This window comes from Pseudoalteromonas sp. SR41-4 (assembly GCF_014163985.1).
Classification (GTDB): domain Bacteria; phylum Pseudomonadota; class Gammaproteobacteria; order Enterobacterales; family Alteromonadaceae; genus Pseudoalteromonas; species Pseudoalteromonas rhizosphaerae.
Window position 1 is genome coordinate 65,279 of record NZ_JACJEI010000001.1, and the last position, 24,006, is coordinate 89,284.

The 24,006-nt window shown below is 40.2% G+C and carries 15 protein-coding genes and 2 pseudogenes; 9 read left to right on the forward strand and 8 right to left on the reverse strand.

The features are described from left to right. Positions 1 to 47: 47 nt before the first annotated feature. On the forward strand, positions 48 to 1,709 hold the full coding sequence (locus H5180_RS00245) for a methyl-accepting chemotaxis protein (protein WP_182757408.1): 1,662 nt from the start codon (positions 48 to 50) through the stop codon (positions 1,707 to 1,709). A gap of 61 nt (positions 1,710 to 1,770) precedes the next feature. Here the strand turns inward: H5180_RS00245 and H5180_RS00250 are convergent, their stop codons facing one another. Then, positions 1,771 to 3,846, reverse strand: a complete 2,076-nt coding sequence (locus tag H5180_RS00250; protein ID WP_179959130.1) for a TonB-dependent receptor — start codon at positions 3,844 to 3,846, stop codon at positions 1,771 to 1,773. A gap of 356 nt (positions 3,847 to 4,202) precedes the next feature. Here H5180_RS00250 and H5180_RS00255 point away from each other — a divergent pair, with 356 nt between their 5' ends. The 3 genes from H5180_RS00255 to H5180_RS00265 all read left to right on the forward strand — a co-directional run bounded on the left by H5180_RS00255 (position 4,203) and on the right by H5180_RS00265 (position 7,065). After that, on the forward strand, positions 4,203 to 4,499 hold the full coding sequence (locus tag H5180_RS00255) for a hypothetical protein (protein ID WP_145234221.1): 297 nt from the start codon (positions 4,203 to 4,205) through the stop codon (positions 4,497 to 4,499). Further along, on the forward strand, positions 4,496 to 6,070 hold the full coding sequence (locus H5180_RS00260) for a PepSY domain-containing protein (RefSeq protein ID WP_182757409.1): 1,575 nt from the start codon (positions 4,496 to 4,498) through the stop codon (positions 6,068 to 6,070). The genes H5180_RS00255 and H5180_RS00260 overlap by 4 nt, the downstream gene beginning before the upstream one ends. A gap of 131 nt (positions 6,071 to 6,201) precedes the next feature. After that, positions 6,202 to 7,065 (forward strand): DMT family transporter, encoded by an 864-nt coding sequence (locus H5180_RS00265; protein ID WP_145234226.1) that lies wholly within the window; start codon positions 6,202 to 6,204, stop codon positions 7,063 to 7,065. Between the two features lie 72 nt (positions 7,066 to 7,137). Here H5180_RS00265 and H5180_RS00270 read toward each other — a convergent pair whose 3' ends face one another. From H5180_RS00270 to H5180_RS00280, 3 genes are all read right to left on the reverse strand, one after another. Next, positions 7,138 to 8,001: a diguanylate cyclase domain-containing protein gene (locus tag H5180_RS00270; RefSeq protein ID WP_182757410.1), complete on the reverse strand. Its 864-nt coding sequence runs from the start codon at positions 7,999 to 8,001 to the stop codon at positions 7,138 to 7,140. Positions 8,002 to 8,254: 253 nt separating this feature from the next. Further along, on the reverse strand, positions 8,255 to 10,273 hold the full coding sequence (locus tag H5180_RS00275; protein WP_182757411.1) for an ATP-binding protein: 2,019 nt from the start codon (positions 10,271 to 10,273) through the stop codon (positions 8,255 to 8,257). Positions 10,274 to 10,705: 432 nt separating this feature from the next. Then, the gene (locus H5180_RS00280) at positions 10,706 to 12,694 is read right to left on the reverse strand and encodes a ligand-gated channel protein (RefSeq protein ID WP_149980027.1); all 1,989 of its coding nucleotides are present in this window, start codon (positions 12,692 to 12,694) and stop codon (positions 10,706 to 10,708) included. A 120-nt stretch (positions 12,695 to 12,814) separates the two neighbouring features. On the opposite strand from H5180_RS00280, the gene H5180_RS00285 reads away from it, so the two are divergent. After that, positions 12,815 to 13,723, forward strand: a complete 909-nt coding sequence (locus H5180_RS00285) for a LysR family transcriptional regulator (protein ID WP_182757412.1) — start codon at positions 12,815 to 12,817, stop codon at positions 13,721 to 13,723. Positions 13,724 to 13,830: 107 nt separating this feature from the next. Next, a complete protein-coding gene (locus tag H5180_RS00290; protein WP_149980025.1) occupies positions 13,831 to 14,520 on the forward strand; it encodes a VC0807 family protein in 690 nt (229 codons plus the stop codon). A 17-nt stretch (positions 14,521 to 14,537) separates the two neighbouring features. Here H5180_RS00290 and H5180_RS00295 read toward each other — a convergent pair whose 3' ends face one another. After that, positions 14,538 to 15,143, reverse strand: a complete 606-nt coding sequence (locus H5180_RS00295; RefSeq protein WP_145234238.1) for a TetR/AcrR family transcriptional regulator — start codon at positions 15,141 to 15,143, stop codon at positions 14,538 to 14,540. A gap of 170 nt (positions 15,144 to 15,313) precedes the next feature. Here H5180_RS00295 and H5180_RS00300 point away from each other — a divergent pair, with 170 nt between their 5' ends. The 3 genes from H5180_RS00300 (at position 15,314) to H5180_RS23795 (ending at position 20,075) form a co-directional block, all read left to right on the forward strand. After that, positions 15,314 to 16,363, forward strand: a complete 1,050-nt coding sequence (locus tag H5180_RS00300; RefSeq protein WP_182757413.1) for an efflux RND transporter periplasmic adaptor subunit — start codon at positions 15,314 to 15,316, stop codon at positions 16,361 to 16,363. Next, positions 16,363 to 19,452, forward strand: a complete 3,090-nt coding sequence (locus H5180_RS00305; protein WP_182757414.1) for an efflux RND transporter permease subunit — start codon at positions 16,363 to 16,365, stop codon at positions 19,450 to 19,452. The genes H5180_RS00300 and H5180_RS00305 overlap by 1 nt, the downstream gene beginning before the upstream one ends. A gap of 332 nt (positions 19,453 to 19,784) precedes the next feature. After that, positions 19,785 to 20,075, forward strand: coding sequence for a GreA/GreB family elongation factor (locus H5180_RS23795; RefSeq protein ID WP_392344896.1), 291 nt, complete (start codon positions 19,785 to 19,787; stop codon positions 20,073 to 20,075). A gap of 305 nt (positions 20,076 to 20,380) precedes the next feature. Here the strand turns inward: H5180_RS23795 and H5180_RS00315 are convergent, their stop codons facing one another. The 3 genes and pseudogenes from H5180_RS00315 to H5180_RS00325 form a co-directional block, all read right to left on the reverse strand. Further along, positions 20,381 to 23,113 (reverse strand): choice-of-anchor I family protein, encoded by a 2,733-nt coding sequence (locus H5180_RS00315; RefSeq protein ID WP_182757416.1) that lies wholly within the window; start codon positions 23,111 to 23,113, stop codon positions 20,381 to 20,383. A gap of 357 nt (positions 23,114 to 23,470) precedes the next feature. Then, positions 23,471 to 23,695, reverse strand: a pseudogene (locus H5180_RS00320) (alpha/beta hydrolase family protein); the annotation flags it as partial. Positions 23,696 to 23,766: 71 nt separating this feature from the next. Further along, positions 23,767 to 23,991 (reverse strand): annotated as a pseudogene (locus H5180_RS00325) (alpha/beta hydrolase family protein); the annotation flags it as partial. Between the last annotated feature and the right edge of the window lie 15 nt (positions 23,992 to 24,006).

Below are 24,006 nucleotides of genomic sequence, written 5' to 3' on the forward strand. Positions count from 1 at the left end.
AGCATTATTATTAAATCGCATCAGAGGCAATTTTGACAATAAGATTAATGCTAAGAACTGTTTTTGCTCTAGCAATCACAATTGCAGCAGGGCTACTCATTATCATATTACTGTTAAAAACAGGATTATCTGATAGTCAACAATCTGCTCAGCAACGCTATCAACTAAGTCATTTTGCTAAGCTGTCTGCCTCCAACTCAATCAAGCTAACAGAACTCGCCCGACAATATGTTGTAACCCTTCAACCTAGCTATAAAAAACAATACTATGAACTTGTAAATCAAATTGAAGGGACTGAACCCTGGTTAGACGGTCGTAAAAAATCTTATATTGATCGCTTAAAAGAATTTAATGTGAATGAACAAGAACTTGCTTTGCTAAATAAATCTAACTCGCTCTCTTTGCAGTTAGTCAGCACTGAAGAACAAGCTTTTCAATTGGTAAGTAGTTTTGCTGGGCAATCACCATCATTATTAAATACGAGCGAATCAAAACAGTGGGTACAGGCAATAGGACTGCTAACCGATAAGGGATATATGGATGAAGTAGCTAAAATACAGACACCGGTGCAAGAATTTTTAGCTGCGGTAGAAAACAGCAGCTTGCAAGAAGTAATGAATAATAACAATCGTGTTGCTAATTTAAGCCTTATTAGTATTGTGATGGTATTAGTTATAATCACTATTTTAATTTTATGCTACTTACAGCTTGAGAAGCGCGTAATAAAGACAACCACGCTATTAGTCAATGAAGCACAACGAATCGCCAATGGTGATCTAACGCATAAAATTGCTCACTCCGGTAAAGATGAAATTGCAGAGTTATCAGCCAGTTTTAATATTATGATCGATAAACTATCTACCTTACTGTCAGAAATTAACTCGCAATCCCAACAAGCCCAAATTGCTGCCAACGAGCTAGATTCTATTGCACAGCAGGCAAGACTGCTTAATGACGAGCAGAGTCAAGCAATTGAGGTGATCTCAAGTTCAGTATATGAAAACTCCACCGCCGTCAAAGAAGTATCAAAAAACTGCTCTGAAGCGGCTCAAAACGCAGGAGATGCAGATGCTAAAACACAAGCAGGGATCGATGTCGTTAATCAGAGTATTCATTCTGTCGAATCGGTTGCTGAAATATTAACCGAGTCAATTAATGATTTAAATGATCTCGAATCTTCAGTTAACGAAGTAGCGGTGATCTTAAATGTGATCAGCAATATTGCTGAACAAACTAATCTATTAGCACTTAATGCTGCAATTGAGGCCGCACGAGCTGGCGAACAAGGTCGAGGTTTTGCCGTCGTTGCCGACGAGGTAAGGACATTAGCGAGCAGAACACAAAGCTCAACAGTTGAGATACAACAAAAAATCAATAGCTTACAGTCTGCAAGTAACGCTGTAACCGAACGGATCCGTAGCAGTGATACGCGGGTTAAAGACGCAGTATCAAACTCAGAAAAAGTGGGCTCAATGCTCAAAGAAATAAGCACCCAAGTGCGCTTAATTTCAGATGCAAACCGAACCATTGCAGCTGCATCCGAGCAACAAGCACAAGTAACCGAAGATATAGCTGAACGCTTAACTGGTATTCAAGATGCCAGTATGCAGTCGAAGTCGCAAACCGCACAAATTTCGTCTTCGTCTAGTGAACTCGCGCAAGTTGCGATTAATTTAAATACACAAATAAATAAGTTTAAATTAAGTTAACGGATCTCTGGATTAAAAACCTCAGGCTTTTATACAGCAACAGCCTAAGGTTTTAGAGTAGCTAAAAACGATAAGTAACTGAAGCACCTAATGTTTGTGGGCTAACAACAGAGACATAACCAGTTGGATACCTGCCACTTACAGGCTCTACACTGGTATAACCTTGTTCATCAAAGGCATTATTAATATAAGCGCTAATTAACCAATTCATTGTGTCATAGCTTATTGTAGCGCGAGTAATAGTGTAATCACCTGCCATGCGCTCTTCACTGTTAGTAAGATCACCGTAATACTCATCGACATAATTTGCACTGACATTGATTTTAAGGTTGTCAGTAAACCAATGAGACAGACCTAAACTGGCTGTAAATGAAGGGGCTGAATTAAGTTCGTTACCAACCGCTTCAGAATACGTTGTAGATGCGTCAATTTTTGTTTTTAACAATCCTAGACCAGCATGTAACTGCCATTGCTCACCTAACATACTGTAAGCCTCAAGCTCTAAACCATAACTATGAGCGTCATCGATATTAGTAATTCTACGATCTGAACTTAATGCCTGATAACCGTCAAAGTTATTGTAAAAGACATTTGCACTGATATTAATGTCGCCGTTATTTAATACACTACGTGTGCCTACCTCATAGGTATTAACAGTTTCTTCATCATAGTAATAATAATCTTCAGCATTAAAGTCGAGTGCACCACCGCCGGAATTATAACCACGCCGCGCACTGGCTGATAAAGTAGTTGCCTCGGTAACTTTGTATTGAATAGCTAAGGTAGGTAATTTAATAGTATTAGAATCATCTAGCTGTTCAGCTAAGGTATCGCCTCTAAATGCCATGTTAAAGTTACGAAGTTGACTTTCATGTTCAACCCGCAAGCCACCTGTTACTATTAACTTATCTGTTAGGTTGAAGCTTGCCTCTGAGTAAATAGCTATCGAATCACTGCTATCATCACCAAAATAATCTGTTGCTCCAGTACTGTCGAAATCTTGATCTCGATCGAAATAAGCTAAGCCAATAAAACCTGAGTAAAAATCACTACTAAGACCGAAGTTTAATTTACCATCAATGGTAATATTTTTTTCATCCATAGTAACATCAGATTCTGCTGTTGCTAGCGGCTCATAAGCATCAAACGCCCAATGATAATCCATATATGCCACCAGCAGATCCACAGAGAAGTTCTCATCAATCTTATATTCAAAATCGATTTGTGTTGTATCTGAATCTGTATCCATTATACGTTGAAACAGTGGTATATAATCAGATGGGTTGTCACCTTCATAATAATGACGACCAGAATTTCCTTTTTCACTGTAGTTTGAATAACTTAGTTGAATTGATAGATCATCAAATGGAGTATAAAGTAATTTTGCTCGGGTGCTTGAGGTGTTTAATTTATTTAGATCGCGATCTGTCGGATTTGTTTCATAGACAGTTGGGTTACTGTAAGTTTCACCATCAACATATTGAGTCGATAACCTAAAAGCAAGTACATCTTCAACTAATGCACCGGAAACAACGGCTGCGGTGTCAAGGTAGCTATCTTGATTGCGGTAACCGACTCGCACTGCGCCTTCAAAGTCTTGAGTCGGTGCTTTGGTTGTCATATAAACAGCGCCAGCAATGCTATTACGACCATTACTTGTTGATTGTGGACCTCGATACACTGCTATTTGCTCCATATCCCACAAACCAGTATCACCGGTTAAATCAGCGACAAACGGCTGACTTACACCGTCAACTAACGTTGATACTCGCGCTTTAGAGCCACCACTAAACGAATTAAACCCTGTTGCTCCACCGTTACCTGACACACCACGCATATCAGGAACTGACCCCGTTAACACCACTACATTCGCCATTTCTGCAAGCGCTTCTGAAACAGATGCTAGCTGACCATTTTCTAATAACGACTTATCGACGACCGCAACTGAGGTAATAGTGTCTTTAAGTGATTTTGCTATTTTTTCACCCGTAACAACGATAGTATCGATTGATTCGCGATTACCCTCATCATCTGCTAATACCTGAGCTTGAGTAAATAACAGCGCGCTGGCAATAAGCAGTGAAAGCTTATTGCGTTTAAATAAAGCAGCCAAAATAATTTCCTTTTTTTGAGACATTTTAAATTGCGCGAAAAAATACCATATCAACTACAGTATTGCAATTGAGTTTACTTATCATTTAGAATGGCATTAAAAATAAACTATTATTGCTCTTATGTCTCAATTTACCGTTATTGTTATCTTACTCATTGCTATAACTGTGCTCTACTGCAGTAATCGCCATCAAAGATTACTTACTAAACCTATTTCTAAACACTGGCGTACACTTGCGCTAATGCTGTTTATAACTGCAATTATCATTTCTTTTTCTACACTGTCTAAATTAGCAGCAAGCTTCTTTATTATTTTAATACTGATGCTCGCTTTAATGGTCATGCCATTTGCAAGCTTAATTAAAGTGAAAGGGCTAAGAAATGACATCTGAGCAAAGACAAAAAATTCAACCAACTTGGCTTGGTAAAAGTTTAGCTGGTGTATTGCTGGGTTTAGCGCTGGCTTATATTCTGATTGCTTTTTTTGCTTGGTACGGCCCAGGCGGAATTGATGCCCAAGACAAGGTTCAATTTAATATGTGGATGATCCCGATTTTATGGCTCACGCTCTTTAGTTTTACTTATTTATTTAATTCAGCGAGGCAAGCTTGGCTCATACTCGGTGGAGCAAATGTTATCTTGTATAGTTTATTTTTGCTGTTAAGGGGTGGATTATGAAAGTAAGAGCCGATATTTTACGCACCTACCAAGGTGTGCATACATGGACGGGGATCATTGCAGGTTTAGTACTTTTCATCGGCTTTTATGCTGGTAGTTTGACCATGTTTAAACATGAAATCCAACAATGGGCAGAGCCAACTACTGCACCACTTACCGATCCCACTACTACAAACTATCAAAGCTTAGTCGACAAAGCCATCACTGTTTATCCTGAGCAAATGGCAAAAGGTTTTGAACTCGACCTTTTAACAACAGCTGCGCCACTGTCGTGGTATACACAAGGTCAAGCTCGTGGCATGCACCTAGATAATCAACAGCAAACAGCATATCTTGATGAAGATCAAAAGCTGATAATTGCTGATCAAGCAGAACATAAACTTGCTGATTTAATCGATTACCTACACCGTACCGCAGGCTTTATTGGTGAAATTGGCCACGACCAATCTGGCGTTTACATTCTTGGTATTGCTGCAGGACTGTATTTTTTAGCCTTGGTGTCCGGTGTAATTATCCTTTTACCAACACTGGTAAAAACATTTTTTGCGCTGCGAAAAGAAAAAGGCCCGAGTCGCTTTTGGTTAGATAGCCATAACCTTATTGGCGTTGCGAGTTTGCCCTTTCATTTGATCATTGCGTTTACTGTTATTGTATTTGCTTTTCACGACTTAATTTATGATGGTTTGGCCCAGTTTTATGGTGACAAACCACTATTTGAGCATCCCCCAACCGCAACACACGCTTATAACATCAGCGAACTGAAACGTATTGATACACAAATACTAGCGGCTAAGGGCTATGCTACAGGCTATGAGCCAATACATATTAGCTACAGTCGATTGAATTTAGCGTCCCCTTCCGCTGTATTTAAAATGAGTAATGATTCTGCAGTGGTACGTGGACCTGATACGGATTATTTATTTATGAACCCGTATACTTTAGAGATCAGCGGATCAACTTACCCACAGGGTGAAGAAAGCTTCTGGGGCAATTTTGTCGCGAGTATCTTTTCACTGCATTTTGGAACATATGGCGGTGAGTGGGGTCGCTGGGCTTACTTTATAATGGGACTATTCGGCGCATTGCTTTTTTATTCAGGCAACTTATTATGGATAGACAAACGAATGAAAAAAGATGCAAATAAAACCGGCACACATATTATGGCAAAGTTAACGATTGGCGTGTGTTTAGGATCCATGCTCGCTGTTGTTGCAGTATTATTGTTAGCAAAATGGAGTAACATACTGATAAATAACATTAATCACCATTATATGCAGTGTTACTATGTTGTTTTTTTTATTTCCTTAGCCTACTGCTTTACACTTGGCGCTAACAAAGCAAGCTATACTGGCTTAATAACATTATCGATTTTAACCGTATGTTTACCCATCTCGAGTGTTATTCAAGGCCTGAATAATTTAGCTCTGCTCCCCTATTACGAAAGCTATTCTGTTGATTTTATAGCCACACTTTTCTCAGTTATGTTTTTCTTTATCGCTAAACGCTTAAAGCAAAAACCCATTAAAGATAAAGTAATTCTGGATCACAAAACAATAGAGTTCATAAGGTAAATAAAGGCTCACGCATTGTTTAATACGTGAGCCTGCATCACTTAATGGCTGCTATTTATCGCAAATATATTAAATTGTTACATTAATCTGTACACTCTGCAGATAATTTCCTTTTTCATTTTTTATACGTTATGTCTCGAGTTATTTCTCCTTTTTTCATTGCTGTTATATGTGTATTACTTGCCATGGTGACTATTCAGTCAGGCGCTTCAATTGCTAAGCAACTGTTTCCAATAATTGGTCCAGAAGGGACAACCGCACTTCGTTTAGGTTTCTCAGCAGCTATATTGTGCTTAGTGTTTAAACCTTGGCGCGCCTTTCCACCACTGGGTCAACGCATGCCAATTATTGTTTATGGCTTATGCTTAGGCGGTATGAACATTTTATTTTACTACGCCATTGAGCGTATTCCATTGGGGATTGCGGTCGCCCTTGAATTTACCGGCCCGTTAGCGGTAGCGCTGCTATCATCGCGACGTAAGCGAGATTTATTTTGGGTCGCCTGTGCTATATCGGGGATCGTAATGTTGCTCCCGGATATGAAAGGTGAAGAAAGTCTCGATCTACTGGGCGTGATTCTGGCACTGGGTGCTGGTGCATGTTGGGCTGGCTATATCTTATTTGGCAAAAAAACGGGGAATCAAAGCTCTGGCGGGATGACTGTTGCCCTTGGTATGAGTGTCGCGGCACTTATATTAGTGCCTTATGGTGCTATTTCTCAAGGTGGTGCACTACTAAGCTGGGAAGTGATCCCTTTAGGTTTATTGGTTGCTATTATGTCAAGTGCCCTACCTTATACACTGGAAATGGTTGCACTGCGAAATATGCCTGCACAAGGGTTTAGTATTATGATGAGCTTAGAGCCCGCTATTGCGGCACTTGCTGGCTTTATAATTTTAGGCGAGTTATTAACTCTTTGGCAATGGTTAGCCATTCTTTTGGTGATAGTTGCATCGGTTGGCAGTTCAATGTCTACAAGTAAAGACAGCAACTAACAAACCAAAAAAGACGTAAAAATATTAGTTATAAAGCTAAATGTTGATTTTGATCAAAGGGGAGTAACGTGTTTAGACAATACGATTACCCCCTGCATTTTTTGCAACATACATTGCTTGATCTGCATGTTGAATAAGTTGTTGTTCATTCTCGCCCATTTCAGGATAACTGGCGATACCGATACTGACTGAAAGCTGTAATGAATGTTCATCTATCACAAAAGCTTGTTCGCACTCTTTGCGGATTTTTTCAGCTGTTTTATGTACGTCTGAGCGTAAGCTAATCCCATGAAGTAAGACTAAAAATTCGTCGCCACCTAAACGCCCAACAGTATCAGACCCTCGAACACACCCTTGTAGCCGAGCAGCAATGGCTTGTAATAATCGATCACCACATTGATGCCCATATGAATCATTAACTTCTTTAAAACCATCAAAATCTATAAATAGTAGCGATAATTCAACCTGCTGTCGGTCAGCTTTCGTTAATGTTGATTGAATTCGGTCAAGTAACAGCATGCGATTGGGCAACCCAGTTAACTGATCATGTCCCACCATATGTTGTAATTGCTTTTCAAATTTTTTGCGCTCGGTGATATCATGAGCAACAGCAATTCTGAACTGATGTGAATCAGACCAGCGGACAGACCATAATATATGCACCACTCGCCCGTCTTTTCTCACCCAACGATTTTCAAAGCGCGGTTTAGAGCCTCCAGATAATAACGTATCTACTGCGTCAAGCGTGATCTCAATATCTTCTTTATAAACAAAGTCGAGCATTGGTTTACCAATTACTTCGCAAGGCTCGTAACCAAAAATGTCTTTAAAAGCCGCGCTCACAAAAACAAATACCCCTTGCTTGTCAACCACGCAAACAGCGTCAAGCATCAGTTCAAGTACATCCGAGAGACAAATCACACCACTATTTTTCATTCAACTCCATGCCTCAAACAGTAAAAATACAGTCTTTATTATTTATTTACAGTACCCATCAGTTAAGCAATCAATCATTGCGTAATAGTGTATAACGTATCTTAGGATACGGTTCATTGCTGTTGAGAGCTATAAAGAAATAATAATATATTGCGATAATAAAACTAATCATAGTGCGTTTTATCAAATACCACATTAAAAAACATACAAATATTAGGCCACGTTATGTTTCTCTGTTAATAAACTAGCTTATTTATTTAGTTTTGCTCTTTCCTACAGCATTAACTACCGCTTCCTCAATCGAATGTAGTTTAAAAGGCTTTGAAATAAACATATCCATGCCAGCTTCTTTGCACGCAACTTTATCGGTAGATGATGTATTTGCAGTTAATGCCACTATTAAGGTATCTGCATAAGGACAAATATGTTGTGCTCGCAAAATTTTAGTGGCCTCAAGTCCATCCAGCTGCGGCATCACGCAATCCATAAAAATAAGATCGTATTTTTTTTGCTTACACTTTAAAATTGCGTCTTCGCCATCAACTGCAAAATCGGCTTTAATATTTAATTTTTCAAGCGAAGAGTCCAGTACCAATCGGTTTATTTGGTTATCATCAACAACTAAAACCGATAAATTAGTTGCCGCTATGACAACGTTTACCCGAGGATTATTTTCGATTTGTACGGCGCCGACTGCAAGTGGGATATCCACGATAAATGTCGTACCCTGATTAAAAGTACTATCAACCGTTATTGTCCCCCCCATAAAATCAATCAATTCTTTTACGATTGCCAAGCCTAATCCGGTACCACCTTTACTCTTTTTGGCGTCTATTTCTTGTGTAAAAGGTGAGAACAATGAATCTAAAAATGAGTTGGTCATCCCCCTTCCGCTGTCACACACTTCAAGATGCAAGGCTAATTTATCACCGACTACATTCACATCAGCATTAAATTTTACCAAGCCTTCGTCAGTGAATTTTAACGCGTTACTTAATAAGTTTGACGCAATTTGGCTCAGCCGAGCATTATCGCAATAAGCCCAACAGTCATCTGCTATCGTTATATTTGTTTGAAAATCAACCTTACTATCTCTAAACAATGGAATGTACAACGAAGCAAGATCAACAAAAATTGTTTTTAATAAAAAATGATTTGGTTCGAGTTTTAACTCACCGTGGTTTATTTTTGAAAAGTCGAGCACTTCGTTAATTATACTCAGTAAAATATCCGCGCTACGCAAAGCTATTTTTAGTTTTTCAACTCTCTTATCTTCACGACGCTCACCTAATAGCGTAGTTAACATTCCGGTTATGCCGTTCAATGGTGTCCTGAGTTCGTGACTTATTTTAGCTAGTAGCATGCTTCTATCTTCTAACATGCGCTCTGCTTCTGCTTTTTTATTTTTTAACTCTTCGCGAAGCATGACCGATTCAGTCACGTCTTGTAAGGTACCAAATAACCTCACACATCGACCATTTAATAATTCAGCTTCACCAAATGTTGATACCCACAAAGTCTGTCCAGTAGCGGTAACAAGTTCGAGGTCGAGATGCCATTTCTCGCCACTTTGTATTGCAGAGTTCACTGCATTAACGATGCTTTCTCTGCTTTCTCCTGCTTTAAAAAATTCAGTCGCAGCATTAAGATCAGGAACATAGCTATCACTAACTTGGTAAATACGTCGTGTTTGCTCGCTCCAAGTGACTTTATCAGTGAGTAAATCAACTTCCCACGTGCCAATATTTGCTACAGCCTCTAATTTTAACAGCGTATTGTTGTTTTTAATAAGCTGTTCATTGGTGATCTTGCGGGCAAACTCAGCACCCAGCCATTGTGCAAATAACTCAACATAGTCATGGGCTTGTTGTGAAAAGGGAGTTGATACAGCCGGTGATGAAAAGTTAACTGTACCGAATACATTTGAACCGACTTTTATTGGCGCCCCAATATAAGATTCGAGCTGGAAATTTAGGTAACATGGGTGGTTTGCAATGCGACTACTCGACGCTTTATGAAAAGTAAGCGCGGCATTTGCTGCGAGTGTATGTACACAATAAGTGCCTTCTAAATCAAACGTTGTACCAGAGGCTAAAGAATTATCAGGTGTTATAACGTAGAGCACGGTATAAATATTTTGTTCAATTTTACTAACAATCGCGATATCTAAATTAAATACATCAAGCCCAAACTTGAGCAAACTATGCGTTTTCTCGTCAAAACTTTGACTTTGATCAGATACAATATCATGGAAGCTTCGAAGGAAATTCAAATAAATACCTCGTATTATTTTGCATAGCGACAGATGCTATAGCTAAAAAATCTTATCTAACCACTTCATATTGGTTAATTATTATAGCGTGTAATTAAATATTTACCTTACTAAGGAGACTGACCTTTCGGGATTAAAATTTGTTCAATTTAGGTTTAACACTTAGATCATAGTATGTTTGCCAGTTATGCTGCGTTATCGCCTATTTATGGGGAATTACCACACTACATAAGCTCAGCCTAGCCTAAAAGCCAAACACATTGCTGCAAACTTCGAAATAGAAACACACGCTACCCTAACTTTAGAGTAGAAACTTTTCATCAGCAATAGTTTATTTATATTTTCAGTTAGTTATAAAGCTCCATTTATAAAATAAGGCCTCAATTGAGACCTTATTACTTAACCTAAGCAGGGGTTACTAAGTGGTATGCATTAAAACTGCCACCCGAGCGATGCCCAATAACGGCGTCCGTCTTCGACATAACCATATTCATTCTCAGTGATATCTTTATCAAATAGGTTATAAATACCAAAGCCTAACTTTACGCTTTTAGTCAAAACATAATTACCACCCACATCGGCTAACGTGTAGTTAGGTGCAATTAGGCTGCTTTGTGAAGGTCCTGTGGTTGGTTGACTTTCCTCACCACGATAATGCACACGTAACCACCCCCCTAACTTATCGCTTGGCTGCCAGTTTAACGATGTTTGCACTATATGTTTAGGTAACTGATTGAGAGGACTGCCTTTATATTGCCCGGTTTTTTGCTCAGAATCGGTATAAGTGTAATTAGCGCTTAAACCTAAATCGCTGGTTAAGTCGTAAGAAACTGAAAATTCAAACCCTTGAGTCACGGCTTCATCAACATTTACATAGGTTGTCGGATCTGAACCAAACTGATTTTGGCCATCCGTGCATTGCGTAAGTGGGCATGCAATTCGCGTAATTTTGTCATCAAACTCATTGTAAAACACCGTACTTGAGATTGTGTAATCACCACGTGGATCGTAATAAATACCCATTTCATAATTCAATGACTTTTCAGGACTAAGATCTGGGTTGCCATAAATATTGCCGCCTCGACTTACTTGTCCCCAGTCTGCATTTGATTGACGAATATTAGGCGCTCTAAAACCTGTCGAAATACCACCTTTGATAGTGATAGCCTTAGACGCGGTATAAACACCATATAAACGTGGACTCCAATGGCCTGAAAAATTATCGTCGTGGTCGTAACGCAAACCTGTGGTGAGCTTAAATTTGTCGCTGGTGCTCCACTCATCCTCAGCAAATACCGACCACTGTTTATTTTCTACATGGGTTAACTCGCTGATCCTATTACTCGTGTAATCATCAAGCACTTCTTTTAAGTAGGCTGCACCAAGCGTCGCGTTATGACCGGCAAAAATCGGTAAAGTCCAACTGGTTTGCGCATCCGTGTTTTCAACAAACATTTCACGAGAAGTATTATCGTACTTATCGTATTTTAAATAGCTGCGCGAGTTACCAAAGTCATAATAACCGTTATGGGTTAACGAGTAAGTTTGTTGCTCATACTCTGTTGTCGATGATTCTGGGCAACCTCTTCGGCCACAGCTTTCACCCGGCGCCAATGGTTCAACTGTTTTACCCAGTGTGTTTTCAAATTTTTGCTGCGCGCTGCCAACCTCTAGCATTATTTCGTGATTATCGTTTGGCGTTAAAATAAACTTTGCTTTAAGGTTACTTTGCTCTTTGCCCCTAAAGCCTGAAGTAAAGTTATCTTCGTCACGTTTTGAAAACTGCCCATATAATTGCACACCTAATAATTCTGGGACAAGTCCACCAGCTGCGAAAAAACTACCTTGATTAGTATTACCTGAGTCGCTACTTTGTTGAACTGTACTGTCTAAACGCAGCTCACCATACCACTGCTGGGGTGTTTTTCGAGTAATAATGTTTATCACCCCACCGATAGCGTCTGAGCCATACAAGGACGACATAGGCCCACGTATCACTTCAATGCGTTCAATTGCAGAGATTGGCGGTGTCCATGCACCTTCAACACCTGGTCCATCACTGTTTGGCCTTGTTTCACGTGATGATTGTCGCTGGCCATCAACTAAAATTAATGTGTATTGGCTAGCCATGCCTCGCAGGCTTATATCTTTTCGATCGCCACCGCCAGTAACCACAACTCCAGGGACATCGGTCATTGCATCGGTTAAGTCACGATAAAAGCGTTTTTCCAGATCTGCGCGATCAATCACACTGATGCTTGCTGGCGCGTCCTTTAACATTTGCTCATAACCTGACGCTGATACCACGATAACTTCCATATCTTGTTTCATTTCATCAGCTAACACTATTGAGCTGGATAAACTAAGCGCGGTTAAAATGGCGCTAGTTAACGGTATTAACTTACAACTTACCGTGTTCATGATTTTTCTCCGTGACAAATGCAGTTTAAATGATAATAATTAGCGTTTGCATGGTAGTGAGATGTTCCTTTTTCTACAATGTGTATTTTCTTAAAACAGTATTAAGTAAAACTTAACCAAATGAATACAAAATTACTTCGCGCATTAACTGTATTTGTGCGCATTGTTGAAACGGGTAGTATGAGTAAAGCCGCAGTTGATCTTGCCATGACCACATCAGCAATTAGCCAACAAATCAAACAAATAGAGCTTGATATTAAGTTGAGCTTATTTAATCGCAGTCCACGAGAACTGACACTCACCGAGGCTGGCGAGATTTATTATCAAAGCTGTGTAACCATCCTCACCGCTGCAAAACAAGCTGGTGAAAAGCTGCAATTTTTACAAAACAGCCCTAGTGGTCAATTAAAGTTAGTAGCACCGGTTGGATTTGGTGGCGGAATATTAAGTGAACCGCTTAAAAAATTAACCAACCAGTACCCTGATTTTGATGTGCAACTGACTTTATCTGACGAACCCCTTGATATAATAAAGTCGGGCGCTGATTTGGCTATAGCGATTGGCCCGCTGGATGATTCAAGTTTAGTTGCTCGGCCTTTGGCGAAGTGGCCACTCGTATTATGTGTACATAAAAGTCACCCATTGGCTGAGCATTGCACACTGTCGCCTTGGCAGTTAAACCATCATACTCGTATCTCGCATTGCACTGCAGATCACCCACTAACGCATAGTTTAAACAGCCAAAAAAAAGCGCTCCCAAAACCACGTATCGTGGTTAATAACATGCACAGTATTATTCAATTAGTGTGTGATGGCGTTGGTTATGCAATTTTACCAAAGCCAGAAGTACAATCATTATTGCTAGAAGGAGAACTCGTTGAGTTATGCACTGACTGGCAACTGCCAACCTACAGTGTGTATGCAATTACCCCAGCAAGAGATATTTTGGCAGGCAAAACCAAACTGGCTATCGAAATTTTAAAACAGCACTGTGATGAAATCTCAGATTCATTAAAGCAGTCTGCATAAAGCAAATTATCCTAAACTTACTTGTAACTACTGCAACACAGCGGGTCTATATCTTAAAGTAACTTGTGTATATACTTTATGTATTGAATACCAATGATTGATGCATAATGACAGCGGCAAAAAAGAAGAGTAATTTTTTTAGTAATATAATTTTTAATATTATTTTACCTGCGGTGATTTTAAGCCGCTTTAGTACACCTGATACGTTAGGCCCGGTATGGGCAGTAGTGGTAGCACTTGCTTTTCCGCTGTTATTTGGTTTGTGGGAACTTAAACAATCAGGCAAAGTAAACTTTTTCTCAGTACTTGGCATTATCAGCGTACTACTTACTGGCGGTATCAGTTTATTTGAACTTGACCCAGCTTATATCGCGATTAAAGAAGCGATGGTACCAGCAATTATTGGTGTGATTGTATTGATCAGTCAGTACACCCCTTATCCGCTGATCCGTAAATTACTAATTAACCCTGAATTGCTTGATATTGATAAACTTATGCATTCGTTAGAGCAACAAAACAACACCGCGGTATTTGATGCAAAAATGCGTCTTGCCGGTTTTATTGTTGCCAGTGCGTTCTTTTTATCTGCAACACTCAACTACTTTTTAGCGAAAAGTATTGTTGTTAGTATGCCCGGCACCACAGCTTATGCCGAAGAGTTAGGACGTATGACTTGGTTAAGCTACCCAGTCATTGTGGCGCCGACTATGGTGCTATTAGGCGGAGCAATTATTTTCATTTTTAAGCAAATAGGTAAATTAACTAAACAACCTATCGATGAATTTATATTGCAGTAAGTGGTTACTCAAAAGCCTTAGCGATACATTTTAATAAACCGCCTTACGCAATCTTCAATATATGCTGCTGGCGGTACATCATTAATTTTTGCGTGCCCAAGTGCATGGCGTAATTTCCAATCACCTGTGGCCATGCCCAGTAACTGTAACGTCGCAAACTTAGGGTTGTCGATATCAAGCAAGCCCGCCTGTGCAATACTACATAAGCAGACCTCTACCTGCTGCATCACTACTTTAGGGGCGGCGTCATAAAACAATAAGGCCAACTCAGGGTATTCATCCTTGTGCGCTACGCACGTGTCGTATACTTTCAATGCCTCGGGTGAAAATACCAGTGTAATAAAATTAGTCACAACACGTAGTAAGTTTTCCTCTAGGCTTTGCGCTGGCTCAAAACGCTCTTTACGTAAGTTTGAGGAGGAACAATGCGCTGTTACAGTTTCAACAAATAGATTATTTTTGTCTTTGAAATGACTATAAACCGTTTGTTTAGATACTTGGGCTAATTTAGCAATTTGATCCATGCTGGTATTAGGAAAGCCTTTATCCATGAACAAGGTCGTTGCAGCTGTAATAATTTGTTGTCGTTTTTGTTCTGACCGACTTAGGGTAGTTATTTCCATTTTCACCTCAAATCAAACTAGACAGTCTAGTTTGATTGATTTATATTTATACAAAATTAGACTCTTGAGTCCAATTCTAAATCATTCTGCGTCTAGCACAAAGCATAACTGTGTTTAATGCACCTGACTAACCACGCTGATTTAACATGGCGATAAATAAGGATATTATAATGAAAAAATATCTGCTAAGTGCATTCATTTTATTCACATCATTTATATGTTATGGCGAAAGTCTGGTTCATGTAGCTGCCTACACAGTACAACAAGAGGCGGGCTATTATCAAACACGTACGCTTAGTGGCAAAGTGGTCATACAAAACGATGCAAAGTTGAGTTTTGAATTTCCAGGAAAAATTGCACAAATTTATTTTGATCAAGGCGAGCAAGTAAAACAAGGCGATATTATTGCACGCCAAAATACGCAGCTTTTAGTTATCGAAGAACAAAAACTCCAGGCGCAAAAACAACGAATTCAAGCACAACTTACCTTCGCTAAACTTGAAAAAAGGCGTTTAGCAGAACTTGATAAAAAGAACTACTCGGCCACCTCGGCACTTGACCAAGTTAAAACCAATATCGCTGTACTTAACGCAGAACTAGCCGCAATAGCAGCAAACTTGAATGAAGTCAGTATCCGCACTGAAAAGGCACATTTAACCGCGCCATTCAACGGTATTTTAGGCCAGCGCTTTGCCTCACAAGGTGAAATTGTTGCAGCCAGTACACCGATTGTGCGTTTAATCGAAAACCAACATGCGCAAGTTAGCATGGGGATCCCACTGACACTGCAAAGCACCATCCAAAATAGCATGGACATTGAGATTGCCGGACAAAACTTTACTGCACAATCTATCAGTAAAGGAGCGAGTATCGACCCACATACACAAACCTTAACAATGCGCTTTGCTTTGCCAACTAGCGCAGTTGTTTATGCTGGCCAATTAGCAAAATTAACAGTGCAACAATATCAGCAACAAAGCGGTTTTTGGGTGCCTCTTGATGCCCTTGCCGATGGTGTGCGCGGTACTTGGCAGGTTTATCAAATAAAAAACAAGGTACTAAAACCTATCATTGTGCAGCTTTATTATGCCCATGATGGCTATGCGTTTATTGGCGCCCCATTACACAATGGTGCGCAAATTGTTGCCAATGGCATGCATAAGCTGTCGGCCAACATTTCGGTTAATGTTGTTGCAAATCAACCAACCAAGGTGCTGTGATGATCCGCTATTTATTTAATCACGGGCGTGTCCAAGCGCTTTTAGTGGCGTTACTTATCGTTAGTGGTTTAGCTGCGATCAGTGGCTTAGCACGCAGTGAAGATCCTCGAATAACTAATCGTATCGCTATCGTAACCACTGCTTTACCTGGCGCCAGTGCTGAACGAGTTGAGGTGCAAATAAGTGAGAAAATCGAACAAAAACTAAAATCCCAAGCTGAAGTAAAGCATTTATCGTCGATTTCTCGTCCTGGGCTCTCAGTGATCACCATTGAGCTAAAAGACGAAGTCACGAACGTTAAACCCATTTGGTCGCGAATGCGTGATTTATTAGGTGATGTCAACAACCAGTTGCCAGTAAATGCTTCATCACCGCTACTAGATGACGAGCGTGGCTATGCTTATACTCGTATCTTATCGCTTAACGCCAATGACGATATAACCACATTAGCAACGGTTAATCGCTATGCAAAAGAACTGCAAAATCAATTGCGTAATGTTTCGGGTGTGGAGTTGGTGCATTTTTTTGGCCAAGTTGATGAGGAAATTTTAGTTGCGGTTGATCAACAAAAAGCCAGTTTAGCCGGTATTCCTTTAGCGCATATTCATGCAGCTATTCAAGGTGCAGATGCAAAAGTAGCCGCTGGTACCCTTACAAATGACAAATCGCAAATGCAAATTGAAGTGACCGGTGCGTTTGACTCGATTGCTCGCATTGGCGCAATTCCACTAAGTAGTAATCAAAATGCAGGGCAATATCAACTCTCTGATGTAGCCCAAATTACTCGCTCAGTAAAAACACCCGTGAACGAAATTGCATTAATTGATGGAAAACCCGGTATTTATATTGCGATCCGCATGTTACCAAACTTGCGTATCGATACTTTTTCTAAGCGTGTTGATGTCGCCATCGATAACTTTAGCCAAGACTTACCAAGCCAAATTTTACTCCAAGATATTTTTGATCAACGCGGTTATACCCAAACTCGTTTATCCGATTTACTCAGCAATATTACCGTGGGGTTTGTGCTTATTCTAGTGGTACTATTTATCACTTTAGGTTTTAAAGCTGCTCTGGTTGTCGGCACCGCGTTACCTTTAACCGTATTGTTTACGTTAGTAAGTATGCAGCTCTATGGCTTACCTATTCATCAAATGTCGGTTACCGGTTTAGTCGTGGCCCTGGGCATTATGGTTGATAACGCCATTGTGATCACCGATGCTGTTCAGCGCTTTCGCCAACAAGGCCTAACAGCTTTAGCCGCAGTAGAAAAAGCCGTGGCACATTTTTGGCTTCCACTGCTTGGCTCAACTCTAACAACTATTTTAGCGTTTGCACCGATTGTGTTGATGCCAGGTGCTGCAGGAGAGTTTATTGGCGGTATTGCCTTAAGTGTTATTTTTGCCTTAATTGGTTCATACCTGATTTCACACTCTTTAGTGGTGGTATTTGCAGGGCAATTTATCAATAACGAACAGCGTACTGGTATCTTTTATCAAGGTATACGCACACCTAAACTCAGTAAACGCTTTGAAGCAACGTTAAAACGTAGCCTAGAAAAACCAATACTCACTTTACTACTGGTCTTTATACTCCCTGTTGCCGGTTTTTTTGGGGCAGGACAACTCACCGAGCAGTTTTTCCCGCCCTCAGATCGCGATATGTTTCAAATTGAAGTGCATTTTGCCCCTCATGTGAGTATTACATCAACTCGACAAGCCATAGAGAAAATGGATCAACTAATTCGGCAATCTGAAGGTATTGAAAAGCTCGATTGGATGATCGGAACTAATTTCCCAAGCTTTTACTATAATATGCTCCAGCGTAATCGCGGCGCCAATAACTATGCGCAAGCGATGGTAAAAGTAACCGACTTTAAACGTGCCAACGAGTTAATAAAAAGCTTGCAGATACAACTTGATAAAGCATTTCCAAACGCACAAACTTTAGTCAGAAAGCTTGAGCAAGGTCCACCATTCAATGCACCAATTGAAATGCGTATTTATGGCCCAAGCCTAGATACTCTCTCTGAACTGGGCCAACAATTACGCACGCAGCTCATTGCTCATAACGATATAACCCACACCCGTCCAACCTTATTGTCGGGCTCGCCTAAACTATGGTTAAACACCGATGAAGCAGCGCTGACTCATGCAGGATTAAGCCTAAGTAATATGGCAACACAACTACAAAACCAGTTCAATGGTGTCGTGGTCGGCAGTATTATTGATAATACCGAAACCGTTCCCGTACGTGTTAGAGTTGCAGATAAGCGCCGAGATGATATTAGCTCGCTATTTAGTACGCAGTTAAATACGCCAGCTAGTTCAAACAAAATAGATACTGCACAACCGCTAGTGGTTGAATCATTTGCCAGTGCAACACTGAGCCCTTCTCGTGGCTCTATCGCTCGCCGTGACGGTGAACGTGTTAATATTATCGAAGCTTATTTAGCAACTGGCGTATTACCGCAAACCGTACTGAATGAAGTGACCGCCACCATTGCACAATCAGGCTTTGTATTACCCCATGGCTACAGATTAGAGCTCGGTGGTGAGTCGCAAAAACGCAACGAAGCGGTTAGTAAATTGCTTGGCCAAGTGGGGATTATTGTCGTGTTATTGATCACCGTACTGGTGATGTCATTTAATTCATTTACCACCACAGGGCTAATCTTAATAAACGCCCTGCAAGCTGCAATGCTGGGCTTGCTCAGTGTATTTATTGCTGGCTACCCGTTTGGTTTTACTGTGATCATTGGTTTATTGGGCTTAATGGGACTGGCCATAAATGCCGCCATTGTCATTTTATCAGAGTTAAATTCACTGCAAGCCCTCACTGATAAAAACAAAATCGTTGCCGCTGTGATGACTTGCTCACGCCATATCAGCTCCACTACCATCACCACCGTTGGTGGCTTTTTACCACTCATACTCGCCGGCGGAGGTTTTTGGCCTCCGTTTGCCGTCGCTATCGCAGGTGGTACTGTATTAACCACTGTGTTGTCATTTTATTTTGTTCCTGTGGCATATTATTTAGTATCAAAACGCACGCTACGCACAAAAAAACATGGAATTAACGCACACTAGTAAATTTAAATTAATATCTTTATTTTTAAATTATAAAACATCATTGATATAATATTTTTATGAGGTATGATTACTTTAAATAAGAGGAACATCATGTTTATATTAATATCTCACCCACAAAAAACAAATCTCACCTTCGACATTTAAGCCGAGTGTAACTCTTACACTCGGCAGTCTCACTGTATTATTTTAAATTTAAGTTCGGTTCAGTTTTCGTGGAGATTTAGTCCGTGTTTGCTTTTCTGTTCGGGTACAAAACCCCTGCTTTTTATAAGTATAAAAACTATTTAAGCCAAAGTTCAGCATTTTTACATCCGCTGAAACTCGCGCATGTGTTGCAAAAAATAGAGTATTCACAACGACCTTGGTCAAAGTTTAGCCCACATGTACAAATTGGCTGTACCGTAGTCATCCAGCATACTGATACGGGTTATAAACGCCGTATAAGCTTAGTTCCGGCTACAGAAAAGGGGCTATGTAATAATGTTGTGTCATTACACTCTTCTATAGGTACTGATCTTTTAGGACATAAAATAGGTCACATTTTTGAGTGTAAAGAATATGGATGTTTTCACTCTTGGCAAATATTAGCAATTAATAGTAAGGAGAATTATATAGAGTAAATCATTTCAATTTTTATTTATTAATTTTTATATATTTAATTGGAGTTATTTATAATGAGTAAAGAAAAAGCTAAAAAACCAGCAAAAATGACGTTAAAAGAAAAGCGAAAAATACGTAAAGAGAAAACAAAGACAACCGAAAAGTAAAGAGTTGTCACTTTACATATAACGTTTCATGGAAACCTTAATAAAGTCCAAAGCTCGGCATTATAAAAATGTCGGGCTTTTATCGTTTAAATATATTAATAAAAAAGGCCTCAATAAAGACCTTTGTTATAGATGAAGTTTAAATAAATCTGAATTAGCTACTGTATTGTTGGCACGGTAATAATTGATACAGAGCCTAGCGGATCTACGTTATAGTCTTCACTCGGTTCGCCTTCGTCAGCGGTGATGATTAATTTACCATCGGGACTGAAAGTTACCATATCTGGCAGTGCTCCGACCGCAGATATCATTTCAAGCTCATAACTACTCGTGTTAAACATAGCAACAACGCCAGTATCAGTTTTCACGCCTGACTCGATCGCAGCGGCAAGTTTTCCGTTTGATACTGCGACAGAATTAACACCTGCACCGTAATAGCTAATATCAATTGCGCCAAGTGTTGCAATGTTATTTGGGTTAGCAAAATCAATCACTTCAATACGAGGAGCGTTAAGCAAGCTGCCGTTATTTACTACGAATAAACGTTTTGTTTGTGCATCATAAGCCGTGATCTCTGCGGCGCCTTCACCACCTTCAATTAACAAGCGTGATGCAAAATCAAACTTGCCTTCGTTGTTTTCACTATAGACGGTGATATTACCACTGTCTTCGTTTGCAACTACCAGCTGCGCTTTTGACGTTGGGCTTTGATCAGCGGTTATAAATAACACCCCTTCTGGCGCATAATCACCTTGGGTAACGAGCATTTGCACAAAACTTACGGCATTAACATCACTAATATCATATACTGCAACCGCATCAGCACGCTCTAAAGCAATAAATGCATAGCGCTTATTGGCAACCATACCTGTTGTTACACTCTCAGGCTCAGTGCCTTTCGCATCACTGCGACCATCTGGGTAAACGCCGGCTTTATTAGCTTCAAAGGCAAGTGATGAACCACTATCAAACACCTGCTCCCCGGTATCACCATTGAAGATTGAGAATGAACGTGCACCAAAACTATAGAGTTTATTATGACTTGATGCTGCAGTATCAGAATCAACATATTGCGATACTAATAAACGCCCTAATTCGACGTTGTTTTGTAATATACTTACGTCTGTAAATACCGACTCATCAAGCACGATATCTGCAACTTTCTCACCTTCAGCGAAGTTGCTAAACCAGTCACGTATATCCCCCTCGTTGGCAGTTAAAACGTAATCTATGCCATCTTGTGTAAATGTTGCGATGCCATCAGGTTGATACATACCCACTACGTTTGCGCGGGTTTGTAGTTTGATCATATTATCTTTATCACTGGCATCGATTTCATTGCCAGCCATACCATAATCTTTAAAGCCCAGCGGAAAAATATCAGTGATAGTTTTCGTGGTTAAGTCTATTTTTGCAAGGCCGTTATTCTCTTGCAATGACACCCATGCAGTGCTTGAATCAGCTGATACGGCGACATACTCAGGCTCAACGTCTGCAGCTAAATCTGCACCTTTACCAAATACTCGGAAGCCTTTGCTTTCAAGAGCCGCTTCTTGATCATTAAATGATGTGAAATTTAATGTAGTTGCAGCACCCACATGCATAGGAGTTTTGAAGTTTTTACGTCCAGGGCTGGCATAAAGTTGTGGCGCATTCTCATCAACAAGCTCTATAAATTCCATACCATCAGGAAAACGGCCATAACTATTAACATGGAAATCGCCATAACTGACTTGTTGATGCACTTGGCCTTGGTATTTTAGTTTAATGGTTTCGCCTTTGCCTAAGCCAAAGTCTTCATTATCATTTAAAATAGCCGTTGCGGGTGCACCGTTAGGTAACTGAGCACCCGTAACTAAATTCGGCAATAATACAATAAAGCCGTGGCCAGGAATTTCTGTACCTGCAGGGATAGTTAAACCCGCTTGGTTATTCGCTTCACGGTCTAAATCAACTAACTCCCACTCATTAGCTGCAAAAACAAATGGTTCAGAAGATGTGTTGTACAGCTCAACAAAATCAAAATCGGCGTCATCACGGCCTTTTGAAACCACTTCATTGATCACAATATTAGCGGCAGTTGCACCATCAACCGGCGCTGGTAATTTATTGGCAGCACCAGGCGTTGGCGCGAGCGCTTCATCTTGAGTGTGCCAATTACCACCATCTGGTAAACGCCCCCATGTAGACACATGGCTACCATCACTCCAATGTGCGCTATCTACAATTTGATTGTTGTGCACCAGTAATGCGGTGTCGCCTTTACCTAAACCAAAATCAGTATCGCCAGCAGTGGCAACTAAAGTATCTGTTGGTGCATCAAATGGAATGCTAGTTTGGTCTGTGGCAATCACTAAAAACCCACCTGCAGCGATGGTTGTACCTTGTGGAATTTTAATGCCCGGCTCTTTATCAATCTCAAAGCCTTTTAAATCATTTACTGCCCAATTAGCGTCACTAAAGGTAAATGCTTGTTCAGAGTTATTAAACAACTCAATAAAATCATAACCGCCTTCATTTGAACGCACCTCGTTGATCACCACTTGCCCTGCTGATGGTGTCTCAGTAATTTGGCTAAATGTTGCAGTAACCTCTTTATGGTTATTCATTGTAAGAGTTAAAGAAGTCGCGCTATAGTCTGCGTTACCAATATCGCCAGACCATGAAACAAATTTATATCCTTGTGCAGCCTGAGCGTTTAGCATAACAATAGCACCTTGCTCATAATCAGCACGCTCTGGACTTATTACTACGTTTCCAGCACTTTGCTCTGTGATATTTAATATCAGTTGGTAACGCAAAGGCTCTAAATCATTATCATCATCTGCTAGCTCACAGCCACTTAATAGACCTAGCATTAATAAGCTGCCTACTATCGGTTTCAATTTCATCACATTTCCTTGGTATCGTTTTAGTTTTAATTAATCACGATACCCTAAAGCGTAATATTGACAGCTAGATGTAATTATCATGTCAATGGGATGACATTGCGAACGAGAATAAACTATAAAATCATGATTTAATTTATAATTCACCTCATTCTAAATAACCAAAATTCAGACGTGCAGGTAGTAATTTCCAACTCTAACTACGTTGAATTTACTTGCCGTTGCTCTCTAACTAATAGCTGTAGTGATGTACTGAACATCAGATTGTAACTCTGCGCAATAGAAAAAATTTATAAAATGCTTAAAATTGTGAGGGACACTTTTTGGCATAAAAAGCGCAGCATAATCCGCGCTTTCAATTTACTCTGATACAGAAGGTTCAGTATTTGCTTGAGCATCGCTTACAGGTGCTTCGTCACTTAACAAGTACTTTTCGAGCCATTGCTCTTGCTCCCAAAGCACATGCAGTAAACTCTTGCGAGCACGGTAGCCGTGAGCTTCGTAAGGTAACATCACTAAACGCGCTTCTTTACCTAAACCTTTGAGCGCAGCGAACATACGCTCGCTTTGCATCGGGAAGGTGCCGTGAGATTAAGGGTGGGTCTTCATCCCCATATAATTAAATTAACAAGCGCGGCATAAACCGCGCTTTGAATTTATTCTGTTAAAGAAGGCTCAGTATTTACTTGAGCATCGCTTGCAGGAGCTTCGTCACTTAACAAGTATTTCTCCAGCCACTGCTCTTGTTCCCAAAGCACATGCAGTAAACTCTTGCGAGCACGGTAGCCGTGAGCTTCGTAAGGTAACATCACTAAACGCGCTTCTTTACCTAAACCTTTTAGCGCAGCGTACATACGCTCGCTTTGCATTGGGAAGGTGCCGTGAGGTTAAGGGTG

What these genes read in the sequence shown, in the direction of transcription:
- H5180_RS00245 (WP_182757408.1), top strand. Translation starts at nt 48, where the DNA reads ATGCTAAGAACTGTTTTTGCTCTAGCAATCACAATTGCAGCAGGGCTA.
- H5180_RS00250 (WP_179959130.1), bottom strand. Translation starts at nt 3,846, where the DNA reads ATGTCTCAAAAAAAGGAAATTATTTTGGCTGCTTTATTTAAACGCAAT.
- H5180_RS00255 (WP_145234221.1), top strand. Translation starts at nt 4,203, where the DNA reads ATGACATCTGAGCAAAGACAAAAAATTCAACCAACTTGGCTTGGTAAA.
- H5180_RS00260 (WP_182757409.1), top strand. Translation starts at nt 4,496, where the DNA reads ATGAAAGTAAGAGCCGATATTTTACGCACCTACCAAGGTGTGCATACA.
- H5180_RS00265 (WP_145234226.1), top strand. Translation starts at nt 6,202, where the DNA reads ATGTCTCGAGTTATTTCTCCTTTTTTCATTGCTGTTATATGTGTATTA.
- H5180_RS00270 (WP_182757410.1), bottom strand. Translation starts at nt 8,001, where the DNA reads ATGAAAAATAGTGGTGTGATTTGTCTCTCGGATGTACTTGAACTGATG.
- H5180_RS00280 (WP_149980027.1), bottom strand. Translation starts at nt 12,694, where the DNA reads ATGAACACGGTAAGTTGTAAGTTAATACCGTTAACTAGCGCCATTTTA.
- H5180_RS00285 (WP_182757412.1), top strand. Translation starts at nt 12,815, where the DNA reads ATGAATACAAAATTACTTCGCGCATTAACTGTATTTGTGCGCATTGTT.
- H5180_RS00290 (WP_149980025.1), top strand. Translation starts at nt 13,831, where the DNA reads ATGACAGCGGCAAAAAAGAAGAGTAATTTTTTTAGTAATATAATTTTT.
- H5180_RS00295 (WP_145234238.1), bottom strand. Translation starts at nt 15,143, where the DNA reads ATGGAAATAACTACCCTAAGTCGGTCAGAACAAAAACGACAACAAATT.
- H5180_RS00300 (WP_182757413.1), top strand. Translation starts at nt 15,314, where the DNA reads ATGAAAAAATATCTGCTAAGTGCATTCATTTTATTCACATCATTTATA.
- H5180_RS00305 (WP_182757414.1), top strand. Translation starts at nt 16,363, where the DNA reads ATGATCCGCTATTTATTTAATCACGGGCGTGTCCAAGCGCTTTTAGTG.
- H5180_RS00315 (WP_182757416.1), bottom strand. Translation starts at nt 23,113, where the DNA reads ATGAAATTGAAACCGATAGTAGGCAGCTTATTAATGCTAGGTCTATTA.